The organism is Kribbella capetownensis (assembly GCF_004331485.1).
GTDB classification, from domain to species: domain Bacteria; phylum Actinomycetota; class Actinomycetes; order Propionibacteriales; family Kribbellaceae; genus Kribbella; species Kribbella capetownensis.
Genome location: NZ_SJKD01000012.1, coordinates 114,873 through 139,273, shown reverse-complemented (window position 1 = coordinate 139,273; position 24,401 = coordinate 114,873). Strand labels below are relative to the sequence as shown.

Sequence of the window (24,401 nt, the reverse complement as noted above, 5' to 3'; positions counted from 1 at the left end):
GCACCGCCCTGCGGGCGGTGCGTGCGGCGGAGAGACGCTGCGGGTCCACCCCCAGAGGTTTGCGGTGGGTGCGCCCGCTTGTGTTACTTGTTGCCTTTGATGGCTAGGGCTTCTTCGTACTCGTGGCGGATTGCATCGCCGCCTGACTTGCGCCAGTTGGCTACGGCCTTGTCCCAGTCGGACAGATCGGAGCGGCCGAGCTGGATCTCCTTCGTGAGCGAGTCGAAGTCCTTGTCGGCGACTTTGCCCTTGGTCGAGTCGGTCGGTGAGTAGAGCCCGTACGTCGGCTGCAGGATCGCCGTGGGCAGGATCGTTCTGAGGTGGCTGTATGCAACATCGACCGCCTCGGGGTGGCCCGGGAAGTAGACCGGATATCCACCGTCGGACAGGTACTGGATCGGGAACTCGCCCAGGCAGACCTCACTGCTACCGGCCTCGGTCAGCACCGGGTCGGTGCCCTTCAGGTTGTAGTGCCGCTCGGGCAGGCCGAACTTGCGGAACAGATACTCCTCGGTCCCGAAGGGCGCGGCCATCCAGTTCAGCACCCGCAACAGCATCTTGGTCCGCTCCGGCGAACTGGGCCGCATCGCCGCGATCGAGTTGTTCGGCGAACCCAGCAGGAACCGGCCGACCTTTCCAGCGCTGTCGCGGACGACCGGCAGCCCGATGGCGAAGGTCTTCACCGTGGCGCGCCGGTAGAAGCTCTGGATCGACGAGTACGTGTCCTGCGTCATCACCGCCGACCCCTGCGTGAACCAGACCTTCTGGTTGTTCTTCGCCACCCCGTCGGGATGGATCAGCCCGTCGGCCTGCATCTTCGTGGAGATCGCGAGCATCTCCTTGTGCTCCGGGAGCTCGCGGCTGTGCACCAGGCGACCGTCGCGAACCTCCCAGCCGTTCGGCAGCCCCAGCATCGCGCTCAGCGCCGCCGCGGGTGGGACCGCGAACGCCCAGCGGTTCTTCTTCCCGTCCGTCACCGCCTTGGCGACCTTGTTCAGCTCGTCCACAGTGGGCGACCCGAGCTCGACACCGACCTGGTCGAGCAGGTCCTGACGGGCCAGCAACAGGTTGGACGACATCACGCCGCGCTGGATCGGGACCGCCCGGATGCCGCCCGAGAACACGCACCCGCGCCACGAGTCGGTCGACAGGTTGGCCAGGAACGGGTACTCCAGGATCGCGTCACCGGACAGGTACTCGGTCAGGTCCTGGGCCCGAGCCTCGAGGAACTGTGGCAGATAGGAGAACTTGCCGTCGACGTTGAACAGATCACCCAGCGTGTCTCCTGCCACGGAGGTCGCGAACTTGTTGGTGTAATCGGAACCGGCGGCCGAGGTGATCGTCAGCTCCAGCGGTGAGCCGACCCTGCGGTTCAGCTCCTGCCAGTACGGATTGCGATCGGCGGTCGGCGGGATCGGGTTCGACGTCGGCACAGTTCCGGACACGTCACTGCCGTCGCCGGGTCTGCCTTCGGTGACCCGGACCGGCTGGGCCGGGAACCGGTAGAAGCAGTCCGGCATCAACGGATGGCTCCGCGGCAGGTCCGGCTTCGGCCCGTCGAACCGCCGGTACGTCGGCAGCCCGACCGGCTTGTTCAGCGCCGCGATGTCCGTCGACCTGGTCACGGTCGCGCACCCGCTCAGTCCGCCGATGCCCGCGGCGGCGGCCAGTGAGCCGCCGAGCAGTCTTCTTCTGCTGATCATGGTCATCCCTTCACCGCGCCGGTCAGCATGCCCTTGGTGAAGTGCCGCTGGAGGAACGGGTAGACGATCAGGATCGGCACCAGCGAGATCACCAGGATCGCCATCTGGATCGACTCCTGCGGCGGCAGTTGGTCGGCCGACGCCCCACCGAGATCACCACTGCTGAGCTCGGTGTTGTTGATCACGTACGTCCGCAGTACCAGCTGCAGCGGCCACTTCGCGGTGTCGCTGATGTAGAGCATGGCGTTGAAGAACGCGTTCCAGTACCCGACCGCGTAGAACAGCCCGATCACCGCGAGCACCGCCCGCGACAGTGGGAGCACGATCGACCAGAAGATCCGGAAGTCGCCCGCCCCGTCCACGCGGGCCGAGTCGATCACCGAGGCCGGGATACTCATGAAGAACGAGCGGAGCACGATCACGTTGAAGCCGTTGATCGCGGTCGGCAGGACCAGCGCCAGCAGCGAATCGAGCAGCCCGAACTCCTTCACCACCAGGTAGTTCGGGATCAGGCCCGGGCTGAACAAGATGCTGAACAGCACGATCATCAGGATCGGCCGCTGCCCGAACGAGCCAGGCCGGCTCAGCGCATACGCCAGCATGGTGGACCCGGCCAGGCTGACCAGGGTGCCGCCGAGGGTGATGACGAAGCTGACCAGCAGCGCGCGTTGCACCACACCGCCGTTGAAGATCGCCCGGTACGAGGCCCAGTTGAGACTGTCCGGCCAGAGCACGAAGCCGCCGGATTCGGTGACATGGGCCTGGCTGGCGATGCTGGTCGAGATCACTCCGATGAACGGGACGATCACCACCGTGCAGCACAGCAGCAGGATGATGCCCTTGAGGACCCGCGTCGGGATCGTGGGTACGTCGTCGATCGTCGACGACCGGCGCGTAGTTGCGAGGAGATTCGTCTGGGTACTCATGCTTTCTGGTACACCCCCGCCTCACCGAAGATGTGTGCGACCTTGTTGGCGCCGATCACCAGGGCGACGCCGAACAGGCCCTTGACCAGACCCACCGCGGCCGAGACTCCCCATTGGCCGGCCAGTACGCCGTTGTTGTAGACGTAGGTGTCCAGGACTTCGCTGGCCGGTCTGCCGACCAGGTTCTGCTGCAGGATGATCTGCTCGAAACCGACGGTGAGCGAGTCACCGAGCCGCAGGATCAGCAGCAGGATGATCAACCCGCGGATTCCCGGCACGGTGATGTGCCACAACTGCCGCAGGCGCGACGCTCCGTCGACCCGGGCCGCCTCGTACAGCCCCTGATCGATCTGCGTCAGCGCGGCCAGGAACAGGATCGTCCCCCACCCGGAGTCCTTCCAGATCACCTGGCTGGTGAGCAGCGCGATGAAGCTGTCGGGATTGCCGAGGAAGTCGATCGTGTCGATGCCCCGGGCCCGCAACGTGTTGTTGATCAGGCCGCTGCCGCCCAGGATCTGCTGGAAGATCGCGATCACGATCACCCAGGACAGGAAGTGCGGCAGGTACAGCACCGACTGCACGACGCGCTTGATCCGCTCCGACAGCAGGCTGTTCAGCAGCAGGGCCAGCGCGATCGGTGCCGGAAAGACGAAGATCACCTGGACCAGCGTGATCAGCAGCGTGTTCTTCAACGCGTTCAGGAACTCTGCGTCACCGTTGAAGATCACCGAGAAGTTGTCCAGCCCGACCCAGGCGCTGCGTCCGAACGGGACGAACGGCAGGTACTCCTGGAACGCGATCAGGTTGCCGAGCAACGGCAGGTAGTGGAACGCGAGCATCAGGGCCAGACCGGGGATCGCCATCAGCAGCAGCACCTTGTCGCGGCGAGCCCGCGCCCACCAGGACAGCTGCTGGCCGCCGGCGGGCGGTGCGGATCTCTCCGCGGTCGGGGTACCCGGTGGTCCCGAGTCGGTAGCCCGGGCTTGATCGATCAACATGGTTCGTTTCGCTTCGGGGCTGAGGATTTCGTCTGCTCGAGCCACGCGACACTCCCTGCGTCGTCGGTGAACGTCGCCCTCCCACTGGGAGAGCGCTTTCCGTTCCCCCCTGTTCGATGCTGTCGTGTTTTGGGGAGTGGCGCAGCTCCAGCCGGAGAGTCATCCGCGAATCCGGCCGGCCCGATGCGATTCAGCCGCGCATCAGGCGCTCAGATGAGCGGCGATTCAGCCGCGACGGTGCCAGCGCGGCTCGACGTCGCCCTGCCGAGCCAGGTGTTCCAGGTGGGCGCGTGCCATCCGGACGGTCTGGAGGTTGATACCTCCGTAGGTGCCGAGATCGGTGCCGATGGCCGTGGCCAGTTCACGGACGGTGAGCGAACCCTTCGCCCGCAGGAGTTTCACCGTGAGGGCTTCGACTTCAGCCACCCACTCCAGGCTTTCGCTGATGCGCTTGCGCCCGGCATCCGAGTCCAGTACGTCGCCATGTGACGGAACGAGGGCGTCGAAGTCCAACCCCAGCAGGCGATTCAGTCCCCCGACGTACCGCTCGACGTCCGTGTAGAGCGGAGCCAGCCAGGTGGAGCTGTCCAGGTAAGGCTGACCGCGCCCTTGCACATCGTCGAAGGCGAACAGGGTTCGGGACGACTCATCCAGTACGGCGATGTGGCCGGGGCTGTGCCCGCTGGTCGTGATGACGCGGAGTGAACGATCAAGCGGAAGGTAATCGCCATCGCGCAGCAGTACGTCGACCCGGACGCGCTCGTCGAGCATCTCGAGCAGCTCCCAGCGTTCGGCCGACGACAAGTCCATCGCGGCCGGATCCGAACCCCAGAGCTCGGTCAGCAACAGCTCGTTGTCCTCGAGCCAGCCCACCTCAGCCGCCGGAGCGGCCACCCGCGCACCACTAGCCCTCTTCAGTACGGCGTTCCCACCCATGTGATCGGGATGCGCATGACTGTTGACGACGAGCGTCAGGTCGGCCAGCCCGAGCCCCAGTCCAGCCAACTCGGGTCCCGTCGCGGCCTCAGGAGTGGAGGCGATCCCCGCGTCGAGCAGCACGAGCTCCGAACCCGCGTTGATCACGTGCAGCCACAACGGCAGCCCGCAGACGTGCGGGTAGTCCGTCGCCAGCCGATGGATTCCCGGTGCGATCTCAACGGGCACAGTTCACCGTCCTTCGAAGTCGCCGGTACGACGCTCCGCGAAGGCCGCCCGGCCTTCGGCTGCGTCGCGGGTGCCGAGAGCAATGGCCTGCAGCTCCCGCTCGTACTGGATGGCCTGTTCGAGTCCCATCGACCATGCGGCCCGCAGGTTCGCCTTGGCCGCCTGCGCGGCGATCGGTGGCCGGGCGGCGATCCGGTGCGCCAACTCGGTTGCAGCAGGCAACACCTCGGAAGGCGGCAGCACCTGGCTGACCAGCCCGACCCGCAACGCCTTTGCAGCATCGATGGGATCACCGGTCAGCAGCATCATCGCCGCGTCACTGGCCGGCACGGACGCCGTGAGCAGCGCCGTCACCCCACCGCCGCCGATCCATCCGAGCTTGATCTCGGCCGCAGCGAAACTCGCCGAGGACGACGCGAGCCGGATGTCGCACGACAGCGCCAGTTCCAGGCCGCCGCCGTACGCGTAGCCGTTGATCGCCGCGATCACCGGCGTACGCAGAGCGCGTAAGGCATCGCAGTAGTCGCGGCGGTTCCGGAAGTGCCAGGGTCCGTCGTACCGGTCGAGCTCGCCGATGTCGCTGCCGACGGAGAAGGCGCGGTCGCCCGCACCGGTCACCACCACGGCCCGGATCGAGGGATCGTCGTCGATCCGCGGGATCAGCTCGAGCAGCTCCGCACTCATCGAACGGGTTGCCGCATTCAGCTTCGCCGGCCGGTCGAGCGTGAGCAGCCCGACGTACCCGTCCTGCTCGAAGGCGATCCGGCCGTCATCCATGACTCACCCTCCGGTAGTCGTCCTCGATCCGATCGACCGCGGCCCCCGGATCCTGCGCATCGTCCAGCAACTCCCGCACCCGCTCCGACAGTTCGTCCTGGAAGGCGATCCACCCGTCGAACCGAGGCCGGACGTACGACGTCGTGAGCGTGCCGAGCGTGGCCGAGTAGTGCCCGTTCCACGCCTTGTCCACCACGTCGGAGGCCCACACGGCCGCGGTCGCGGACTGGCCGCCGACCGTCGACACGACATCCAACTGAGTGCCGACATCCAGCAGCCCGCGCACGTACTTCGTCACCGCCAGGACGTGTCGGAACGCCCGAGGAGTCACAGCCAGTCCGGTCCCACCCAGCGTGCTGTTGGCCAGCCGATCAGCCGGCCGCAACCGCGGCGCCGCCGACCAGGCCAGCGGCTGCCGGTCCTCCCCGACTGCGCCGTAGTACGCATAGCTGTACACCAGCGGGCAGCACACCAGCTCGTTGCTCTCAGCAAGCAGCTCGTGCATCCCGATCGGGTCGAGCTCCGCCATACTCCGATCACTCCGCTGCCAGACAGCGCGGAGCACCCGGATCGCCTCGATCGCTCGATCCCGATCGAGCAGCTGCGCCCCAGTCCGATCTCCGGCGAGCCCGAGCAGCATCAACCCGGCATGCGGCCCGGCGACACACAGCGCGACGCCCGGCAGCTCCATTACGTCGGACCAGGTGGCCGGCGGCGTGCCCAACCGGTCCGGCCGGTACAGACACGTCTGCGTCGCCGCATCGATCGGAATCGCCCATCCGTACCCGTGCAACCGATAGCTGTCCCACGTCGGCTCGACCGCCCGCGACCGCCACACCTTGAGATCCCGCGCCGCGAACACGTCCTCCACCGGCAGGATCGCGCCCGCCTCGACCGCAGCCCCTAGCCCGGGATGATCGACCACAAGCAGGTCGTACTGCTCGGCCAGCTCAGCCAACGGCGTGGACTCGAACCCGGACAACGGCTGCCGATCCCACACCACCTGTACGCCGGACTCCTCGAACACCTCCAACGGCCGGTAGCCACGGGGGTGATCCCACGTCAGCCCGCGCAGTTGCACGGTCACGGCGAGACCACCGCGCCTTGCTCGAGCAATGCCTGCCGTTGCTCCGGCGACAGTCCCAGCTCGGCGAGCAGCTCATCGGTGTGCTCGCCGACGAGCGGTGCCGGTCGCCGAACCTGCGCAGGCGTCCGGCTGAAGCGATACGGGAACCCCGGCGTCGTGACCGCGCCCTCGGTCGGGTGCTCGTACGTGACGAACGAGCCGTTGTGCAGCACCTGCGGATCCGTGCGTACGTCGGCGTACGACAACACCGGCCCACACCAGACACCGCGCTCGCGCAGCTTGTGCAACCAGTGGTCGGTCGACTCCCGCCGCAACGCGGTCGACACCGCCGCGGCGATCTCGTCACGCCGGGCGAACCCGTCCCGCTCCGCATCCAGCCCGGCCAGCTGCGGCGCATCGAGCACCTCAGCCAGCACCGGCAGGTTGGCGAACGCCAGCGAGAGATAGCCGTCCGCGGTCGTGAAGATGCCGTACGGCGCACGGATGTAGCTGTGCGCATGCACCTCCTCGGAGCGTGTCTGCGGGATGCCGCCGACCGTGTGCACGGACAGTTCCTGCATCTGCAGCGCGATCACCGCGTCGAGCATGTTCACCTGCACGAGCTGACCCTCACCAGTCCGCTCCCTGTGCAGCAGCGCGGCCAGCACACCCTCGAAGGCGCTGTACGCCGTGACCGCGTCGGCAAGGAAGTACGGCGCGGCGACCGGTGGCTCGTCCGGACGACCGGCACTGAACAACGCACCGCTCATTGCCTGCACCAACAGGTCCTGCCCCGGCCAGTCGGCGTACGGACCGGTCTCGCCGTACCCGGAGATCGACACATAGATCAGGTCGGGCTTCAGTCCGCGCAAAGTCTCGTAGTCCAGGCCGAGCCGGGCGGCGACCCCGGGCCGGTAGTTCTGCAGGAACACGTCGGCCGACTTCACCAGCTCATGAACCAGCTCCCGGCCGTCAGCAGACTTCAGGTTGACCGCGAGGCTGCGCTTGTTCCGGTTCAGCGACAGGAACGACGCGTTGACCTCATTGCCGGTGGCGCCGCCGGCGGCCGTGTGCCGTTGCCATTCGCCCGTCACCGGCTCGACCTTGACGACGTCCGCGCCCAGGTCGCCGAGCCGCATCGCCGCCAGTGGGCCGGCCATCGCCACCGACACGTCCAGAACGCGATAACCCTCGAGAACGCTCATTGCGCCGTCCATCCCGCGTCGACCGGCAGGACCGCACCGGTGATGAACGACGCGTCGTCGCTGGCCAGGAATGCGATCGCGGCCGCTACCTCCGACGGCTGCCCGATCCGGCCGAGCGCGTGATGCCGGTCGACCATCGCCTGCATCGCGCCCGGATCGTCCGCCCCACTGACCTTTCCGTTGCGGATCAGCGGTGTGTCGATCAGCCCGGGCGCGACGCAGTTCGCGCGGACGCCGGCCCGGCCATGATCGAGTGCCATCGCGCGGGTCAGGTTCTCCACGCCGGCCTTCGCCGCGCAGTACGCCGACCGGTTGCGCTCGCCCACCGTGCCGATCGCCGAGGAGATCGTCACGATCGCCCCGCCGCCCTGCTCGACGAAGCGAGGCAGGACGGCGCGGCACGAGTTGTACACGCCGGTCAGATCGACAGCGAGGATCGTCTGCCACTCGTCCGGAGACGTGTTCGGCACGGTGTCACACACATCGACCCCGGCCGCACTGACCAAGACATGGACCGCACCCAGCGATGAGACCAGGTCGGCTGTGCCAGCGAGGTCCGTGACATCCAGCTCATACCCCTGCCCGCCCAGCTCGGTGCCCAACGCAACGGCAGCCTCGCCGTTTCGATCACACACGATCACGGCGCCGCCCTCGGCGGCGATCCGGCGGGCGGTGGCCGCGCCGATCCCGGAGGCACCTCCGGTGATCAGCGCGACCTTGCCTGCAAACCGTTCCTTGTCCATAAGTGATCCGGGAACCTCAGGGCTTCTCATAGGGGAAGGAAGGCAGTACGCCGATCTGGTCGTACTGCATCCGGGAGTCGTCGAACCCGGGCTCCCAGCTGACGTTGGCGAAGGTGTCGCACGGTCCCGCCGACGGCCCGTGGTACGGGTCGCTCTCGGTGTTGGTCACCTTGATGTCGGAGAACGCGAACGCACAGCCGCCGAAGTCCATGTGCACGCCGTACGGCTTGCTGTCCGGCATCGACGGATCCGCGTTCGCATCGTCGATGATCAGCTGAGACACCGCAGCGTCCGGCGTGTACGGCGGCTGGTTGCGAACGCCGTACGCGTAGAACGGACCGGTGTCACCGCTGTCCTGCGCCAGGTGCGACAGCCGCACGTGGTGGACGGTGTTGCCACTGGTGTAGTTGTCCGCGTTCGGAATCTCCGGCCGGGACTCGATGCTGATGCCGTAGCGGGCACCGTGCTCGACGACGGTGTGGCTGATCTCGTTGTCGCCGCTGTTCATGATCTCGACGCCGGCCGAGTCGCCCGGGACGAGCTCGCCGATGTGATGGATGTAGTTGTTGGTAAACGTGTTGCCGTGGGCAACGTCGCCCTCACCCGGCCAACCGCCCTCGACCTTGATACCGTCGTTGCCGAGGTGCTCGAGCAGACTGTCCGACACCGTGGTCTTCTCGTTCGCGAAGAGCAGTTCGATCGCGGTGAATCCGGTCTGCTGCAGGTGCATCCGGGTCAGCTTGACGCCCCGGGTGTTGGTCAGCGTGATCGCACCCCACCGGTTCCGCGGCAGCTCGATCTGGGTGTCGTACTTCGGGTACTTGCGCTTGGCCCCGGAGTCGCCGGTCTGGTTCCAGCCGTACCGGTACCACTCCATGAAGTCGGTGTGCTGGATCGTCAGCCCGTCCAGCGTCAGGTTCTCCACCCGCCGGTTCGCTGACGCACCGGCCACCGAGAAGACCTGCGTCACCGTCGGCCGCAGCACCGTCACGCCGTCCATCGTGCCGCCGGCCGGCTTGTAGTACAGCATCTTGTTCGGGTAGTCCAGGTAGTACTCACCGGCCTGGTCCAGCAGGCTGAGTGAGTTCTGCACGAAGTACCGCGAACCGCCACCGGAGTTGATGAACCCGTAGCGCGCCGGATAGACGAGCGTGGTGCGCTTCTTGGTGAAGTTGATGTCGAGCATCGGGATGGTGTCGGTGAACCACGACCACGACCCGCCCGACCACACCGTCACCTGCGCCGGCCAGTCCGTCCCGAGCCGCAGGTCCCACGACGGGTCGATGTCGCCGGTGTTGAATCCGAGCTGGTCGCGCACCGCCTCCTTGGTCGAGTCGAACAGGATCGACCGCAGGTACGGCGCCCAGGCGTCATCCGCCTGCCGGTTCGGGTACCGCGCGGTGGTGGCACGCTTCCCCTCGGCGTACAGGCTGTAGAACGGCTGGCTGACATCCACCGGCGCCTTGAAGATGCCGTCCTTGTACGGCGTCCACCCGGTGACGTCCCGGGCGCCCTCGAACACGGCCTTCCCCGGCCCGTCCGCACTCCGGAAGGTCACTCCGGAGTCCCGGTCGTCGAAGGTGATCGTCTTGTCGACCTGGTACGTCCCGGCCTTCAGGTTCACCACCGGAGCACAAGACCCTCGCCGAGTGCGAACGGCATCCCGCGCATGCTCGACCGTCTTCCACGGCTTCCGCTGAGTCCCGGCCGCCGTGTCACTTCCGGTGGGTGATACCCAGAACGCCTCACACTTCGCTTGTTCTTTCGGACCTGCACCCAGCGCCGAGCCTGCACCTACCACAGCGAGCGCGACACCGATGACCAAACCACCGACCAATCTCATCCGGCTCACCGCCCCGCCACGTCGTACGGGAACGAGGGCAGCACGCCGATCTTGTCGTACTCCATCCGGCCGGCGTCGAAGCCTGCCACCCAGTTGGCGTTGGTCACCTCGTTGCACTGGTACGACTGGTACTTGTCGTCGGTCACCTGCCCGATCTCGATGTCACTGAAGCTGAAGCCACAGCCACCGGCGTCCATGTGCACGCCCCGGGTGCCGCTGTCCGGCATCGAGGCATCCGGGATCACGTCGGTGATCACCATCTGCTTCACCGTGTTCCGGATCGGGTGCGGTTCCTGGTTGTCGACGCCGTAGGTGTAGAACGCACCCATGTCACCGCTGTCCAGACCGGTTTGCTCCAGCCGGATGTAGGAGAACTCGTTGTCCAGCGCGTAGCCCTCGCCGTCGGTGACCTCGGGCCGGCCCTCGAGGCTGATGCCGTACCGCGCGCTGTGTTTCACCACGACGTGCGAGACCTTGTTGCCGCCGGTGTTCATCAGCTCGATCCCGGCCGCGTCGCCCGGGACCAGCTCACCGATGTGGTCGATGTACAGGTTGGTGAACGTGTTGTGGTTCGCCACATCGCCCTCGCCCGGGTACGGGCCTTCGACCTTGACGCCGTCCCCGCCGATGTTCTCCAGCAGGGTGTCGGCGATCGTCACATGGTCGTTGGCCGTCAGCAGGTAGACACCGTGGTAGCCGGTGTCGCGCACGTGCAGCCCGGTGAGATCGACGTTGCGGGTGTTGGTCAGGGTGACCGCACCGAAACGGTTGCGGGTCATCTCGATCTGACGGTCGTACTCGGGGTACTTGTGCTTCTGGCCCGAATCTCCCGCGCTGATCCAGCCCGATCGGTACCACTGCATGAAATCGGTGGCCGCGATCCCGAGTCCGTCGAACGCGATGTCGTGCAGCCGGCGCGCGGGCGAGACCCCTGCCAGCGACAGCACCTGGGTCTGCGTCGGACGCAGGACCCGCTTGCCGTCCATCGTGCCGCCGCGAGGCTTGTAGTACAGCTCCTTGTTTGCCCAGTCGAGGTAGTACTCGTCCTCGGCGTCGAGCAGATCCAGCGAGTTCTGGACGAAGTACCGCGACCCGGACCGGGAGTTCATCATCGCGTACCGGGTCCAGTAGTCCAGGATGACCTTGTTGTCCTTCCAGTCCGCGTTCTTGATCGGCACGGTGTCGGTGAACCAGCTCCACGAGCCGCCCGACCAGATCATCAGCTGGGCCGGCCAGTCGGTGTAGCTGTTCAGGTTCCAGGTCTCCTTCCAGTCACCCTCGGTGTAGCCGACCTGGTCGCGCAGAGCCTCCTTCTCCGGCTCGATCAGGACCGACTTCAGGTACGGCGCCCACTCGTCGTCCGCCTGCCGGTTCGGGTACCGGGCTGTGGTGGCCCGCTCGCCGTCGACATACAGGGTGTAGAACGGCTGGTCGATGTCGACCTTGGCCTTGAAGATCCCGTCCTGGTACGGCGTCCAGCCGGTGACCTCCTGCGCCGCCTCGAGCTCCGCCTTCCCCGGACCGTCCACGCTCCGGTACACGACCTTGTGACCGTTCGATCCCGAGTCACGGTCGTCGAAACCGATCGTCTTGGCCACCTGGTACGTGCCGGCCTTCAGGTTGACGACCAGGTCGCACGACATCCGCTGGTTCAGGCCGCGCGCCCGGATGGTGTCGCGGGCATGCTCGATCGTCCGCCACGGCTTGCGCTCCGTCCCCGGCGCCGCATCGTCGCCGGCCGGCGAGATCCAGAACGCGGCGCACTTGTCCTGCTCCACGGCCGGGCCTGCGGCTCGCGCCGCCACCGCGCCGCCGAAGACGAGCGCGGGAAGAGCGAGCCCGGCGAACACCCCGCCGACGAATCCACGCATCGTCATCACCGGCCCGACACGTCGTACGGGAAGGTGGGCAGGACGCCGATCTTGTCGTACTCCATCTTCGAGGCGTCGAACCCGTCGACCCAGTCGGCGTTGGTCACCTCGTTGCACTGGTACGACTGGTACTTCTGGTCGGTCACCTTCCCGACCTGGACGTTGCTGAACGCGAACCCGCAACCGCCGGCGTCCATGTGTACCCCGCGAGTGCCACCCGCATCCGGCATCGACGGATCCGGGATCACGTCGCCGATGACCAGTTGGTCGACGGTGTTCGTGACCGGATGTGGTTCCTGGTTGTCCACGCCGTAGGTGTAGAACGAGCCCATGTCACCGCTGTCCAGGCCGGTCTGCTCCAGCCGGATGTAGGAGAAGCTGTTGCCGGACGCGTACTGGTCGCCGTCGGTGACCTCCGGCCGCGACTCCAGGCTGATGCCGTAGCGGGCGCTGTGCTTCACCTCGATGTTCGAGATGGTGTTGTTGCCGGTGTCCATCAACTCGATCCCGGCCGCGTCGCCCGGGACCAGCTCGCCGATGTGGTCGATGAACGTGTTGGAGATCGTGTGATGGTTGCTCAGGTCGCCTTCTCCCGGCCAGCCGCCCTCGACCTTGATGCCGTCGGCACCGATGTTCTCCAGCAGGCTGTCGGTGATCCTGGTGTGGTCGTTGGCGAACAACAGGTAGACGCCGGTGAAGCCGGTGTCGGACAGGTGCAACCGGGACAGGTCGATGTTGCTCGTGTTGGTCAGCGTGATCGCGCCGAACCGGTTCCGCGGCAGCTCGATCTGCCGATCGTACTCCGGGTACTTGTGCTCGACCCCGGCGTCGCCGCCGGCCACCCAGCCGTTGCGGTACCAGCTGACGAAGTCGGAGTACTGCACCCCGAGCCCGTCGAAGCTCACGTCGTGCAGCCGGTCCTGCGGCGACGTACCCGCGAGGTTCAGCACCGTCTTCACGGTCGGCCGCAGCACCTTGATGCCGTCCATCGTTCCGCCGCGCGGCTTGTAGTAGACCTCACCGGCCTTGGCGTCGAGGTAGTACTCCCCCGGCTGGTCCAGAAAACTGAGCGAGTTCTGGAAGAAGTACCGGGAGCCGCCGTTGCTGTTGACCATCGCGTAGCGGGTCCAGTACTTCAGCGTCGTCTGGGTCTTCTTGAAGTTCGTGTCGAGCAGCGGGATCGTGTCGGTGAACCACGACCACGAGCCGCCCGACCAGATCGTCACCGAGGCCTGGCTCATGTCCCAGCTCGGGTCCCAGTCGCCGGGCTTACCCCACAGCCAGTTGTGGACATCCATCTTGTCCTCTTCGAACAGGATCGACCTCAGGTAGGGCGACCACTGCTCGTCGCTGCCGCGGTTCGGGTACCGGGCGTTGGTGGCGCGCTTGCCGTCCTCGAAGAGCGTGTAGAACGGCTTGGACGCATCCACCTTCGCCTTGTAGATGCCGTCCTTGTACGGCTCCCAGCCGGTGATCTCCTCGGCCCCTCGCAGCGTCGCCTTGCCCGGACCGTCGGCACTGCGGTAGATCACCCGGTGCCCGTTCTTGCCGGAGTCGCGCTGGTCGAAGCCGATCGTCGACGCGACCGGGTACTCGCCGGCCTTCAGGTTGACGGTGATGTCACAGTTCATCCGGTCGTTGAGGTGTTTGTTCCGGATCTCGTCGCGAGCCCGGGTGATCGTCTTCCACGGGTTCTTCTCGGTGCCGTTGGCGGCGTCGTTGCCGTTGGGTGCGACATAGAAGCTGTCGCACCGGGCTGCACCGGCGGGCTGGGCGTTGAGTTGGACGGCCGCGGCGACCACCAGGGCAGCCGCGACCACCCCGGCGCCGACGCTGAGCGCCGTACGCGCCAGACGCGGCCTCGTTCTGTTGGACATGTTGGGCGGGGTCCTCTCTCGGAGGGTCAGTCGCCGGCGTTGCCGTTCTGGCTGCGCCAGCGCTCGTACTCGAGGCGGGTCTTCTCGGTCAGGGGGTAGTAGTCGCGCAGCGGGGCGCCCTCGTCGATCCGGGCCCGGCTGAACTTCTCCCACGCGTCGTGCTCGGCGGCCGCCTGGACGACGGCCTCCGCGCGCCGCCGCGGGACGACGACCGCGCCGTCGTCGTCGGCCAGCACCAGGTCACCGGGCAGCGTGAGGACGCCGCCGACCGCGACCGGGACGTTGTACGCCCACGGGAACAGTTCGGCCTGGGACGCGTAGTGCGGGGTGGCTCCGGTGGACCAGATCGGTACGTCGAGCTGCGACACCCGGGGAACGTCGCGGATCCGGCCGTCGATCACGATGCCGGCACCGCCACGCAGCTTGAAGTAGCGGACCAGCATGTCGCCGAAGCAGCCGGTGGTGTGGCTGCCGTACGCCTGGACCACCAGCACGTCGCCGGACTGGACCTCGTCGAGCACGGCCCACAGCGCCGTACTGCGCTCGATGTACTCCTGGGTCTGGCCGTCGGCGATGTCTTCCCGCTGCGGCATGAACTGCAGGGTCAGCGCCCGGCCGACGACCTTCTTGCCGGGGAACATGCTGGTCGGTCCGTCGACGAAGGTCCGGCGGATGCCCTGGCCGTGCAACCGGGCACAGGCGGTCGCCGACCCGATCTCGGCCAGCCGGGACACCAGGCCGGGATCCGATGGCGGCGGGGTGTCGCCGCGCACCGGCAGGTCCCAGACCGGTACGACCGGGGCTTGTTCCGTGCTGCTCATATGTCTCCTCAGTCAAGCGCCAGGTGTGCGGCGCGGTAGGTGTTTCTGGTCAGCCGGAGCTCGAGCCGGATGGTCCGGCCCGGCGGCATCGTCACTTCGAGTCTGTTGCTGTCGACAACGACCGTGCGGGTGCCGGCGGTCGGCGGTGGTGAGGTGTACGCCGGGGACGGTCCGGGGTACTCGCCCGTCGCGGTGGACACGGTGGCCTCGTCGATCCGGTCGGTGCCGAAGCTGCCGGCCTGGACGATCACGCGACGGGTCTGGGTCGCGGACAGGTTGACCAACTGCAGGCAGGTCCGGTCCGGCTCGACCGTGTCGACCAGTGCGGCGACATCGGCCGGCAGACCGGGCCGTCCCCGATCGGGGTCGAGGTACAGGACCCGGAGCGGCAGCAGTCCGCCGTTGTACAGGAGCTGTGGTGTGCCGGTGGTCAACTGCAGCAGGGCTTCGGTCGCGACCGGGTTGTGCCGCTGCCAGTGATGGATGTTCAGATCGGCCGGATCGGTGGTGTCGACGGCCATCAGATCCATCCGGCGTTGCACCTGCGACAGCGCGACGCCCAGCATCGCCTCCGGGTAGCCGGGGTTGTCTCCCGCGAGGTAGGCCAGCCACGGTGCTTCGTGCCCAGCGTCTTCCTTGTTGCGGAAGTCGCGCACGGTTCGCCAGTCGTAGCCGCTGCGTTCCCTGAGCTGCCGCAACCGGTCGCGATCCGAGGACTCGAACGCTGCCTGCCACAACCAGATCGGCAGTCCGAGCTGCGGCGGCTGGTAGTCGAACCAGCCGTCGTCTCCATGCCGATTCGGGATCAGCAGGGTCGGCTTGGCGCAGTCGTCGCCGAGCTCAGCCTGCCAGCGGTCGCGGATACTCAGCTCGGTCTCGTCGACCGCGCCCGTGATGCCGCGCTCGTACAGGTGGTCGAGCAGATTCCTGGCGATGTCGAGCCGTTGGGAGTCACCCGTCAGCACAGCGCCGTTCAGTGCTGCGATGCACGCGGCCGAGCCGACGCTGTAGACACCGTGTGGCCAGTTCCAGCCGTAGTTGCCGCCGTACCAGCGGCCGTCGTGCAACTCGCCGACGATCCCGCTGGGCCCGACGTTGTCGGGGACGAGTCCATCGTTGGCCGCGGCCCTTTCCTGCCAGGCGTCGAGGTACTCCAGCGTCCAGGCGGCGAACCGGTCGTTGTGGTCGTAGAGCCACGCGTTCGCAGTCAGGGTAGTGGCGGCCAGGTTGACCGCGGTGTCGCCGGCTCCCTGACGCCTGATCATCTCGGCGCCCATCAGGTCCGCGTTCGCCGGATCCTTCAGGTCGTCCCAACTGGTGATCCCCGGTACGCCGGACAGCGGCAGCCCGAAGATGCGCATGTTCGTCAGGTCGGCGCCGTACGAGCGCCACTCGTCGTTGATGCCCCAGCGCGGACCACCACCGCCGTTGTGCGGTGCGCGGATCGTGCGCGTCGCCGGATCGTAGTTGCCCGCGGGCGAGCCGGGCAGGTAAAGCTCCGCGAACCGGTACGCCCGCTCGCGGAACACCTCGTCGCCCGGATCGGCCGCGCACAACGCGTAGAAGAAGATCATCGACTCGCCGATGTGGAACCAGTCGTACCCGCGTTCGAACTCGTCGACCAGGAAGCCCAGGTCGGTGAGCTGGCGGGTGACGCCTTCCCAGTGCCACTTGGCCACGTCGATCAGGTCGTCCGCGCCGCCGAGCTGGTAGAGCACGGGCCAGTTCACGAAGGCCTCGTAGAAGTCGTCCGCGCCGTCGCGGCTCTGCACCGGTCCGGCGTACCGGAGGCTGCCGTCGGGCAGGCAGTAGCGTTCGCGGAACAGCCACCAGCCCTCGTCCATCACGTCGAACAGGCGGCGTTGCATGATCGCCCACGCGGGCGGTGTGCCGATGGGTGTCTCGGCAACAATCGGTTCGGTCATCCCTTGGTCGCCCCCGCAGTCAGGCCGCTGATCACGTGCCGCTGCAGCAGCACGAAGACCACCAGCAACGGAGCCACCGCGAGCAGCAGCGTCGGGAACACGACCGTGTAGTCGGTCGAGTACTGGCTCACGGCGGCGTACACACCGGTGGTGACGGTGTAGAGACCGCTGCCCGGGCCGAGGATGATCTGCGGGTTCACGAAGTCGTTCCACACCGAGAACGTGTTCAGGATGACCATCGTCACCACCGCCGGTTTCATCAGCGGGAACACGATCGACCAGAAGGTCCGGTGCTTGCCGGCTCCGTCCACCGCGGCCGCCTCGTCGAGGCTGGCCGGGATCGTCATGATGTAGCCGGCGTACAGGAAGATCGAGAACGGCAGCGTCAGCGTCGTCTCGAACAGCACGAAGCCCGGGATGGTCCCCATCAGCCCGAGGAACTTCAGCGTGTAGACGACCGGGATGACCAGCACCTGGCTCGGGATGAACGTGCCGGCCACGAACAGCAGCAGGAGCATGCGGTAGCGGCGTTCACTGCGGCGCGCGATCACGTACGAGACCGGGCCGGCCAGCGCGACGGACAGGACGTTCACCGAGACCACGAACAGCGCGGTGACGGCGTATCCCTTGAGGATGTTGAAGTCCGGGTTCGTCCAGGCCTTCTCCAGGTACTGCGTCGTCAGCTGGTCGGGCGACAACGAGAAGGGGTGGGCCAGGATGTCCTGCTGCGACTTGAACGCGCTCACCACGAGCAGGTACATCGGCACCAGCATCAGCACGCTGGTCACGATCAGGAACGCGATCCGGCCGGCGCCCTTGGTGCGCAGCGGTTTGAACTGCACTGTCGCCACTCGGGGCATGCGAATGGCGCTCATCCCTTCACTCCTTGATCGGCCCTGGATCGCAGCCGCGCGACCGTCAGGGCGAGTCCGGCGGTGACGATCATGAGTACGACGCTCTGCGCCGACCCGAACCCGAGCGCGTTGTTGTGGAACGAGTCCCACAGGATCAGGTACGCCGCCGTCTGGGTCGAACCAGCCGGTCCACCACCGGTCAGCGACACGACCAGGTCGTACGTCTTCAGCAGCGTGACCAGCGACAGCACGAGGTTCACGGTGACCACCGGCGCCAGCGCCGGCAGCGTGACGTTGCGGAACGTCTGCCGCGCCGACGCGCCGTCGATCCGCGCGGACTCGAGCAGATCCTTCGACACCGTCTGCAGCCCCGCGAGGTAGAGCACGACGTTCACACCAAACCCTGCCCACACCAGTACGCCGATGAGACTCGCGAGCGCCCAGTGCGGATTGGACAGGAACGGCAACACCTCAGCGCCCCTGGTGGTGAGCCAGCCGTTCACGACACCCGACGTACCGAGGACCGCGCTCCACAAGAAGCCGACGACCAGCGCACTGAGCACATGCGGATAGAAGAGGATGACGCGGAAGAGCGCGTTGAGCCGGGACGCACCGTTCACCAGCAGCGCGAACCCGAGACCCAGCACGCTCAGCAGTACCGTCCCGACCGCGGCGATCACCAGCGTGACCCAACCCGCCCGGATCGCCTCCTCGCTCTTCGTGAGGTCGAGGTAGTTGCGCAGGCCGACCACCACCGGGTTCGCGCTGTACCCGTTCCAGTCGGTCAGGCTCAGGTAGACCGAGAGACAGACCGGCACGACGAGCATGACGACGAACAGCACCAGGGCGGGACCGACCATACTCAGCGTGGTCAGTCGCGCTCTCACGACTTCGACCCCATCCAGCTGTCGATGCGGGTGGCCACGTCCTTGGCGCTCTTGCCGGTGTACAGGCTTTGGACCGCCTTGTTCCATTCGCCGTTGAACCCGGACGGCAGCGTGTTGGCGCCGTACCCCTCGCCCTGGGCGACGCCCTTCGGCGCCTGGTCGAGGATGTCCTGCACCTGCTTCCCGAGCGGCGTCAGCTTGTCGGTGAAGCCCTTCCGGAAGTTGCCGTCCTGCGCGAGCTGACTCTGCACGGCGGCTTGGTCGGTGACCAGGAACTGGACCAGCTTCACCGAGAGGTCACGCTGCTTGGTCGACTTCAGCACCATGTACGGCGCTGCCATCGTCACGCCCTGCGGTCCCGGATACGGCTGGCCGGCCTCGGTCGGCGCGGCGAACACGCCCAGATCGAAGGTCGGATTCTGGCTCTCCGCGGTCCGGACGAACCAGCTGCCCATGATGTACATCGCGGACTTGCCGGTGAGGAAGTTGGTCTGCGCGTTCACGTCATCGAGGCCGAGCGCGTTCTTGTCGACGTACCCGCTCTTGATCCAGGACTCGTAGCGCTGCAGCAGCGGAAGCATGCTCTGGCCGACGCCGAGCTGCTTGGAGCCGACCTGCTGGTACCAGTCCGGGTGCTTGGTCGCGATCGACGGGTCGCTCAGCTGCAGCAGCTGCAACCCGGTGACGTAGTCGCCGGCCGTCTGCAGCGGCAGGTAGCCCGCCGCCTTCAACTTGCCCATCGCGGCGGTCAGCTCGTCGAGATCCTTGGGCGGCGAGGAGATGCCGGCCTTGGTGAACGCGTCTTTGTTGTAGAAGACCAGTGACTGCGCCTGCTGGCCGACGCCGACGGTGTAGACCTTGCCGTCCAGCGCGGCCTGCTGCGCCAGCGGGGTGTCCTTGGTCCAGGCCTGGTCGGTCAGCTCGAGCAGCTGCGGCGCGAGCACCTTGTCGGCCATCAGCGTCTCGACCACGTCCGGAGCGTTTCCGGCCGCGAGCAGCTGCGGCAGCGAATCCTTCACGCCCGAGCCGGTCGGAGCCTCGATCTTCACGTCGGCACCGGGGTTGGCGTCCTCGAACGGCTTGACCAGTCCCTCCCAGTACCCCTTGGTCAGGTTGGGGGTGATGTTCACCAGCATCCGCACCTCGCCGGTGGCGGCACCGGCCGAACCCTCATCGTCGAACCCGCCACCACCGCAGCCCGCCGCGCCCACCAGGATCACGACTGACGTCAGCACACCGAGCTTCCGCCGAACCGAACGAGACATTCCGGGTCCTCCTCAGATCAACCCGGCATCGGGGGCGGCCGGGGCGTCGTTATCGAGTGACGATGCAGAGGACCGCGCTCAAGTGTCAACGTATAAACGGCAAACTGGACGTTCCGAGTCAGAAGTCCGTGCCATATGGGGTCGACAGAACCACGTGAGCGGGGTCACCATGCAGCCATGCCCGATGCCGGAAGACCCAAGTCGCCGCTGACCTTGTCGTCAGCCGAGCGGGCCGCGCTGACCCATCTTGCCTCCGGTCCCCAGACCAGTGCGGCGATGCGCCTGCGCAGCCGGATCGTGCTCGCCTGCGCGGAGGGCGAGTCGAACAAGGACGTCGCGGACCTGCTCGCGGTCACCCCCGGCACGGTCGGCAAGTGGCGGCGGCGGTTCCTGCGGATGGGGATGGCCGGTCTCGACGACGGCATGCGCAGCGGCCGGCCCCGGATGGTCGACCGGATCCAGCTCGGCGCGACGGCGACAACATCGATGGCCGATTCCGGACACCTGCCGTCGACGCGCGAGATCGCAGCAACGTACGGCGTCTCGCAGTCGACCGTCTCGCGCCGTCGCCGGGAGGAGTTGCACCGGCATCGCACCGGCGGCGGTGGGCTGGCGTTGCACGCGACGCAACCCGCTCCCCCGCCCTCGAGTGAGAACGAACTGCTGTCCGACCGTGTCTACGAGGCGATCCGCGGTTGGATCCTGTCCGGCGAACTGGCCCCCGGCATGCGCGTGGTCGAGTCCGAGATCGCCCGTGTCCTCGGCACCAGCCAGACACCCGCCCGGGAAGCGGTACGGCGCCTCGCCCACGAGGGACTGGTGACGTACCGGCCGCGGCTGGGGAACTTCGTCACCGAGATCTCGCAGGTCGAGGCCCGCGAGGCGCGCGAGGTCCGGGTGCTGCTGGAGAGCGCGGCCGCCCGGCGTGCGACCGGGAACGTCCCGCAGACAGAACTGGATCTGTTGCGGATCGAGGTGCAGCGGATGACCGACGCCGCCGACCACCACGACATCGGCGCGTTCCGGGAGGCCGACCTGCGCTTCCACCGCCAGGTCCTCGCGACCAGCGGCAACTCGATGCTGCTCCGCGTCTGGCGCACCCTCGAGCCCGCGTTGTGGAACCTGCAGGTGGTCTCCAACGCCATGTACGCCGGCGACTGGGGCCTGATGGCGCGGCGGCACCTCGACCTGATCGAAGTACTGTCCGGCACCGACCCCGAGGACTCCGCCCGCCTCTTCTCCGCCCACGCCCGCGGCGAGAGCTCCATCACCAGACCCGCGGGCCGCCATGATTGATGCTCACGTCCACGTCTGGGACATCACACGACGCAAACTGCCGTGGCTGCCCGCAGGTCATCCGCTCCGCCGTGACTTCACGCTCGAGGACCTCACTGACGACGTCGTACTGATCCAGGCGGATGCGGATCCCCTCGAAGTCACCGACCTTCTCGAACTGGCCTCACGCACTCCATCGGTTCTCGGTGTCGTCGGCTGGTTCGACCTGCGTGATCCTCCGCAGTACTTCCCCGAAGACCCACGGCTTGTCGGCATCCGCAGTCCGCCCGCTGACCAGACCGATCCCGACCTACTGACCGATCCTGCGCACGTGCGTGGCGTACGGGCCGCCACCGCTGCCGGCCTCGCCATCGATCTCCTGCTTCGACCACCCGCCCTGATCGGCGCCGCACGCCTGGCCGAAGCCGTGCCCGACGCACGCCTGGTGCTCGACCACCTCGGCAACCCGCAGGCCGCGGACACCAGCTGGCGCACCGGGATGAAGGCCCTCGCCGCCGCGCCGAACGTGGCCGTGAAGCTCTCCGGCACCGCCCACCTGCCGCCCGACGACCTCGCCGAGCTCGTCGACGTGGCCCTCGACCTCTTCGGCAGCGACCGGTTGATGTTCGGTTCGGACTGGCCCGTGTGCACGCTGTCGGCCGGGCGTTCCGAGGTTGTCCGCCGTACCGCTGACTTGCTCCCCTCCGCCACGCACAACGACGTGTTCCGCGGCACCGCCCAGCGCACCTACCGCCCCAGGGAGACCGCCCCATGACCGAATACACCCGACGCCAGGTCCTGCGGACCGCCGGCGCCGCGGCCGGCACCGCTGTCGTCGCCGGCTCACTCACCGATCCGCTCACTGCCGCTGCCGCTCCGCCGACTCCCGGCAGCGACACCAATCCGCTGAAGCTCTGGTACACCCAGCCCGCCACCGAATGGCTGCAAGCACTTGCTGTCGGCAACGGCCGGCTCGGCGCGATGGTGTACGGCGGGACCGCGACCGAACAACTGCAGCTCAACGAGGACTCGATCTGGGCCGGCGGCCCGCACCAGTACGACGACCCGGTCGGACGCGAGGTACTGCCGGAGATCCGCCGGCTGATCGCCGAAGAGCAGTACCTCGACGCCCAGAACCTGGCCGACGAACACTTCATGGGCCGCCCGACCGAGCAGATGCAGTACCAGCCGGTCGGCAATCTGACCCTGACATTCCCCGGCATCACCGACGCCGGGGTCTCGTCGTACCGGCGAGAGCTTGATCTGACCACCGCGATCACGTCCGTCAGCTACGTCCATGCCGGCATCCGCCACACGCGCGAGGTCTTCGTCACTCATCCGGCCCAGCTCCTGGTGATGCGCTTGACGGCGGACACGCGCGCCACGCTCACCTTCGACGCGACCTTCAGTACCGAACAGGCCGCTACCGTCGACCGCTTCGACGACCGCACGCTGGCACTCAACGGCATCAGCGGTGACGCCGAAGGGCTGACCGGCTCGGTCAAGTTCTGCGCCCTCCTCCGCGGGTTCGCCGAAGGCGGTGCCCTAGCTGTTGCCGATGGCAAGCTCTCGGTCGTCGGCGCGGACGCGGTCACCCTGGTCTTCTCTGTCGGCACCAGCTACCGCAACTACCAGGACGTCAGCGCCGACCAGGTGGCGCGCGCCGTAGCACCGTTGCCCAAGGATCGCCCGGCGTACGGGCGACTGCGGCACGATCACGTCGAGGACTATCGCCGCCTGTTTGGTCGCCTCGACATCGATCTCGGTACGTCGGACGCCGTCTCGCTGCCCACTGACCAACGGGTGCAGGCGTTCCGCGACGGCGGTGACCCGCAACTGGCCGCGCTGTACTACCAGTTCGGTCGGTATCTGCTGATCTCCAGCTCGCGCAGCCCCGGGCAACCGGCCAACCTGCAGGGCATCTGGAGCTACAAGATGCTGCCGGAGTGGCAGTCGAAGTTCACGCTGAACATCAACTGCGAGATGAACTACTGGCCGGCCGGTCCGGCGAACCTCGCAGAATGCTGGGATCCGCTGTTCCAGATGATCTCCGAGCTCGCCGAGTCAGGCGCCCGGACGGCCGCGACGATGTACGACGCTCCCGGGTGGGTCGCGCACCACAACACCGATGGCTGGCGAGGCACGGCTCCGGTCGACTTCGCGTTCTACGGTGTCTGGCCGACCGGTGGCGCGTGGTTGTCGCTGCTGTTCTGGGAGCGGTACGAGTACACCGGCGACCTGGAGATGCTGCGGCAGTACTACCCGGTGCTGCGCGGATCGGTGGAGTTCTTCCTCGACCAGTTGCAGACCGACGCCAAGACGGGCTGGCTGGTGACCAGTCCGTCGCACTCACCCGAGTTGAAGCACCACGACTACGACGACGTCGGCGTGAGCATGTGTGCGGGTCCGACGATGGACACCGAGATCCTGCACGACCTGTTCAAGGTGTTCGGCCAGGCCGCCGCGCTGCTCGGCAAGGACTCGGCGATGGCCGCGCAGGTCGCAGAAGCCCGCTCTCGGCTGGCGCCGATCCAGATCGGTTACCTCGGCCAGATCCAGGAGTGGCTGATCGACTGGGAGGAGGCCGCCCTGGAGACGAGTCGACATGTCTCACATCTGTGGGCCGTCTTCCCGAGCGACCAGGTCACTCCACGCCGTACGCCGGAACTCGCCGACGCGGCCCGCAAGTCGCTGGAACTGCGTGGTCCTGCGGTCACCGCCGGATGGTCGCTGGCCTGGAAGCTGAACCTGCGCGCGCGGCTGCTCGAAGCGGACAACGCGTACAAGCACCTCACCCAACTCCTCGCTCCCGGACGCACCGCGCCGAACCTGTTCGACCTGCACCCGCCGTTCCAGATCGACGGCAACTTCGGGGGCATCTCCGGTATCACCGAGATGCTCATGCAGAGCCACTCCGGCGAGGTCGCCCTCCTTCCCTGTCTGCCCACTGCCTTTGCGAATGGACGGATCCGGGGTCTGCGCGCCCGTGGCGGTTTCGACCTGGAGCTGTCCTGGTCCGAGGGCAAGCTCACCCGGGCTCGCATTCATTCGCTGCTCGGCAACCGGCTGCGGCTGCGCACCGGCGTACTGGTCGACGTGAAGTCGAGCGCCGGTCCGGTCGCCTTCGCGCGGCCCGAGGACGGCGTGGTCGAGTTCCGCACCCGGCGGGGCGTCGACTACTTCGTCGAGCCGCGCCCCTGA

19 protein-coding genes are annotated in these 24,401 nt (G+C 67.2%); 3 read left to right on the top strand and 16 right to left on the bottom strand.

Translation table 11 applies throughout. The features are described from left to right. Positions 1-83 precede the first annotated feature (83 nt). The 16 genes from E0H75_RS38390 to E0H75_RS38315 form a co-directional block, all read right to left on the bottom strand. The gene (locus E0H75_RS38390; RefSeq protein ID WP_131518641.1) at positions 84-1,709 is read right to left on the bottom strand and encodes an extracellular solute-binding protein; all 1,626 of its coding nucleotides are present in this window, start codon (positions 1,707-1,709) and stop codon (positions 84-86) included. Beyond that, the gene (locus E0H75_RS38385) at positions 1,706-2,629 is read right to left on the bottom strand and encodes a carbohydrate ABC transporter permease (protein ID WP_131518640.1); all 924 of its coding nucleotides are present in this window, start codon (positions 2,627-2,629) and stop codon (positions 1,706-1,708) included. The genes E0H75_RS38390 and E0H75_RS38385 overlap by 4 nt, the downstream gene beginning before the upstream one ends. Beyond that, positions 2,626-3,627 (bottom strand): ABC transporter permease, encoded by a 1,002-nt coding sequence (locus tag E0H75_RS38380; protein ID WP_131518639.1) that lies wholly within the window; start codon positions 3,625-3,627, stop codon positions 2,626-2,628. Before E0H75_RS38380 ends, E0H75_RS38385 begins: the two co-directional genes overlap by 4 nt. Before the next feature lie 225 nt (positions 3,628-3,852). After that, entirely contained in the window at positions 3,853-4,791 is a 939-nt protein-coding gene (locus E0H75_RS38375; protein WP_131518638.1) for an MBL fold metallo-hydrolase, read from the bottom strand. 3 nt (positions 4,792-4,794) lie between these two features. After that, complete coding sequence (locus E0H75_RS38370) at positions 4,795-5,568, bottom strand: enoyl-CoA hydratase/isomerase family protein (RefSeq protein ID WP_131518637.1); 774 nt, start codon at positions 5,566-5,568, stop codon at positions 4,795-4,797. Then, the gene (locus tag E0H75_RS38365; protein WP_131518636.1) at positions 5,561-6,655 is read right to left on the bottom strand and encodes a carbohydrate ABC transporter substrate-binding protein; all 1,095 of its coding nucleotides are present in this window, start codon (positions 6,653-6,655) and stop codon (positions 5,561-5,563) included. The genes E0H75_RS38370 and E0H75_RS38365 overlap by 8 nt, the downstream gene beginning before the upstream one ends. After that, positions 6,652-7,839 carry a CaiB/BaiF CoA transferase family protein gene (locus E0H75_RS38360; RefSeq protein WP_131518635.1) on the bottom strand — a complete coding sequence of 396 codons (1,188 nt, stop codon included), beginning with the start codon at positions 7,837-7,839 and terminating at the stop codon, positions 6,652-6,654. Before E0H75_RS38360 ends, E0H75_RS38365 begins: the two co-directional genes overlap by 4 nt. Then, positions 7,836-8,582, bottom strand: a complete 747-nt coding sequence (locus E0H75_RS38355; RefSeq protein WP_165554361.1) for an SDR family NAD(P)-dependent oxidoreductase — start codon at positions 8,580-8,582, stop codon at positions 7,836-7,838. Before E0H75_RS38355 ends, E0H75_RS38360 begins: the two co-directional genes overlap by 4 nt. 16 nt (positions 8,583-8,598) lie before the next feature. After that, positions 8,599-10,209, bottom strand: coding sequence for a right-handed parallel beta-helix repeat-containing protein (locus tag E0H75_RS38350; protein WP_202873388.1), 1,611 nt, complete (start codon positions 10,207-10,209; stop codon positions 8,599-8,601). A gap of 221 nt (positions 10,210-10,430) precedes the next feature. Then, positions 10,431-12,296: a right-handed parallel beta-helix repeat-containing protein gene (locus E0H75_RS38345; RefSeq protein ID WP_131518632.1), complete on the bottom strand. Its 1,866-nt coding sequence runs from the start codon at positions 12,294-12,296 to the stop codon at positions 10,431-10,433. Between the two features lie 5 nt (positions 12,297-12,301). Beyond that, the gene (locus tag E0H75_RS38340; RefSeq protein ID WP_131518631.1) at positions 12,302-14,173 is read right to left on the bottom strand and encodes a right-handed parallel beta-helix repeat-containing protein; all 1,872 of its coding nucleotides are present in this window, start codon (positions 14,171-14,173) and stop codon (positions 12,302-12,304) included. A gap of 26 nt (positions 14,174-14,199) precedes the next feature. Further along, entirely contained in the window at positions 14,200-14,994 is a 795-nt protein-coding gene (locus tag E0H75_RS38335) for an RraA family protein (RefSeq protein WP_131518630.1), read from the bottom strand. Positions 14,995-15,002: 8 nt separating this feature from the next. After that, positions 15,003-16,919 carry a DUF8034 domain-containing protein gene (locus tag E0H75_RS38330; protein ID WP_131518629.1) on the bottom strand — a complete coding sequence of 639 codons (1,917 nt, stop codon included), beginning with the start codon at positions 16,917-16,919 and terminating at the stop codon, positions 15,003-15,005. Further along, a complete protein-coding gene (locus tag E0H75_RS38325) occupies positions 16,916-17,794 on the bottom strand; it encodes a carbohydrate ABC transporter permease (protein WP_131518628.1) in 879 nt (292 codons plus the stop codon). Before E0H75_RS38325 ends, E0H75_RS38330 begins: the two co-directional genes overlap by 4 nt. Beyond that, entirely contained in the window at positions 17,791-18,660 is an 870-nt protein-coding gene (locus tag E0H75_RS38320; protein ID WP_202873387.1) for a carbohydrate ABC transporter permease, read from the bottom strand. Before E0H75_RS38320 ends, E0H75_RS38325 begins: the two co-directional genes overlap by 4 nt. Then, the gene (locus E0H75_RS38315) at positions 18,657-19,925 is read right to left on the bottom strand and encodes an ABC transporter substrate-binding protein (protein WP_131518627.1); all 1,269 of its coding nucleotides are present in this window, start codon (positions 19,923-19,925) and stop codon (positions 18,657-18,659) included. The genes E0H75_RS38320 and E0H75_RS38315 overlap by 4 nt, the downstream gene beginning before the upstream one ends. A gap of 177 nt (positions 19,926-20,102) precedes the next feature. Between E0H75_RS38315 and E0H75_RS38310 the strand changes: the two genes are divergently transcribed. From E0H75_RS38310 to E0H75_RS38300, 3 genes are read left to right on the top strand one after another with little or no spacing between them, the layout of a single operon-like run. Further along, positions 20,103-21,221, top strand: a complete 1,119-nt coding sequence (locus E0H75_RS38310; RefSeq protein WP_165554358.1) for a GntR family transcriptional regulator — start codon at positions 20,103-20,105, stop codon at positions 21,219-21,221. Beyond that, a complete protein-coding gene (locus E0H75_RS38305) occupies positions 21,214-21,975 on the top strand; it encodes an amidohydrolase family protein (protein ID WP_131518625.1) in 762 nt (253 codons plus the stop codon). The genes E0H75_RS38310 and E0H75_RS38305 overlap by 8 nt, the downstream gene beginning before the upstream one ends. Beyond that, positions 21,972-24,401 (top strand): glycoside hydrolase family 95 protein, encoded by a 2,430-nt coding sequence (locus E0H75_RS38300; RefSeq protein ID WP_131518624.1) that lies wholly within the window; start codon positions 21,972-21,974, stop codon positions 24,399-24,401. The genes E0H75_RS38305 and E0H75_RS38300 overlap by 4 nt, the downstream gene beginning before the upstream one ends.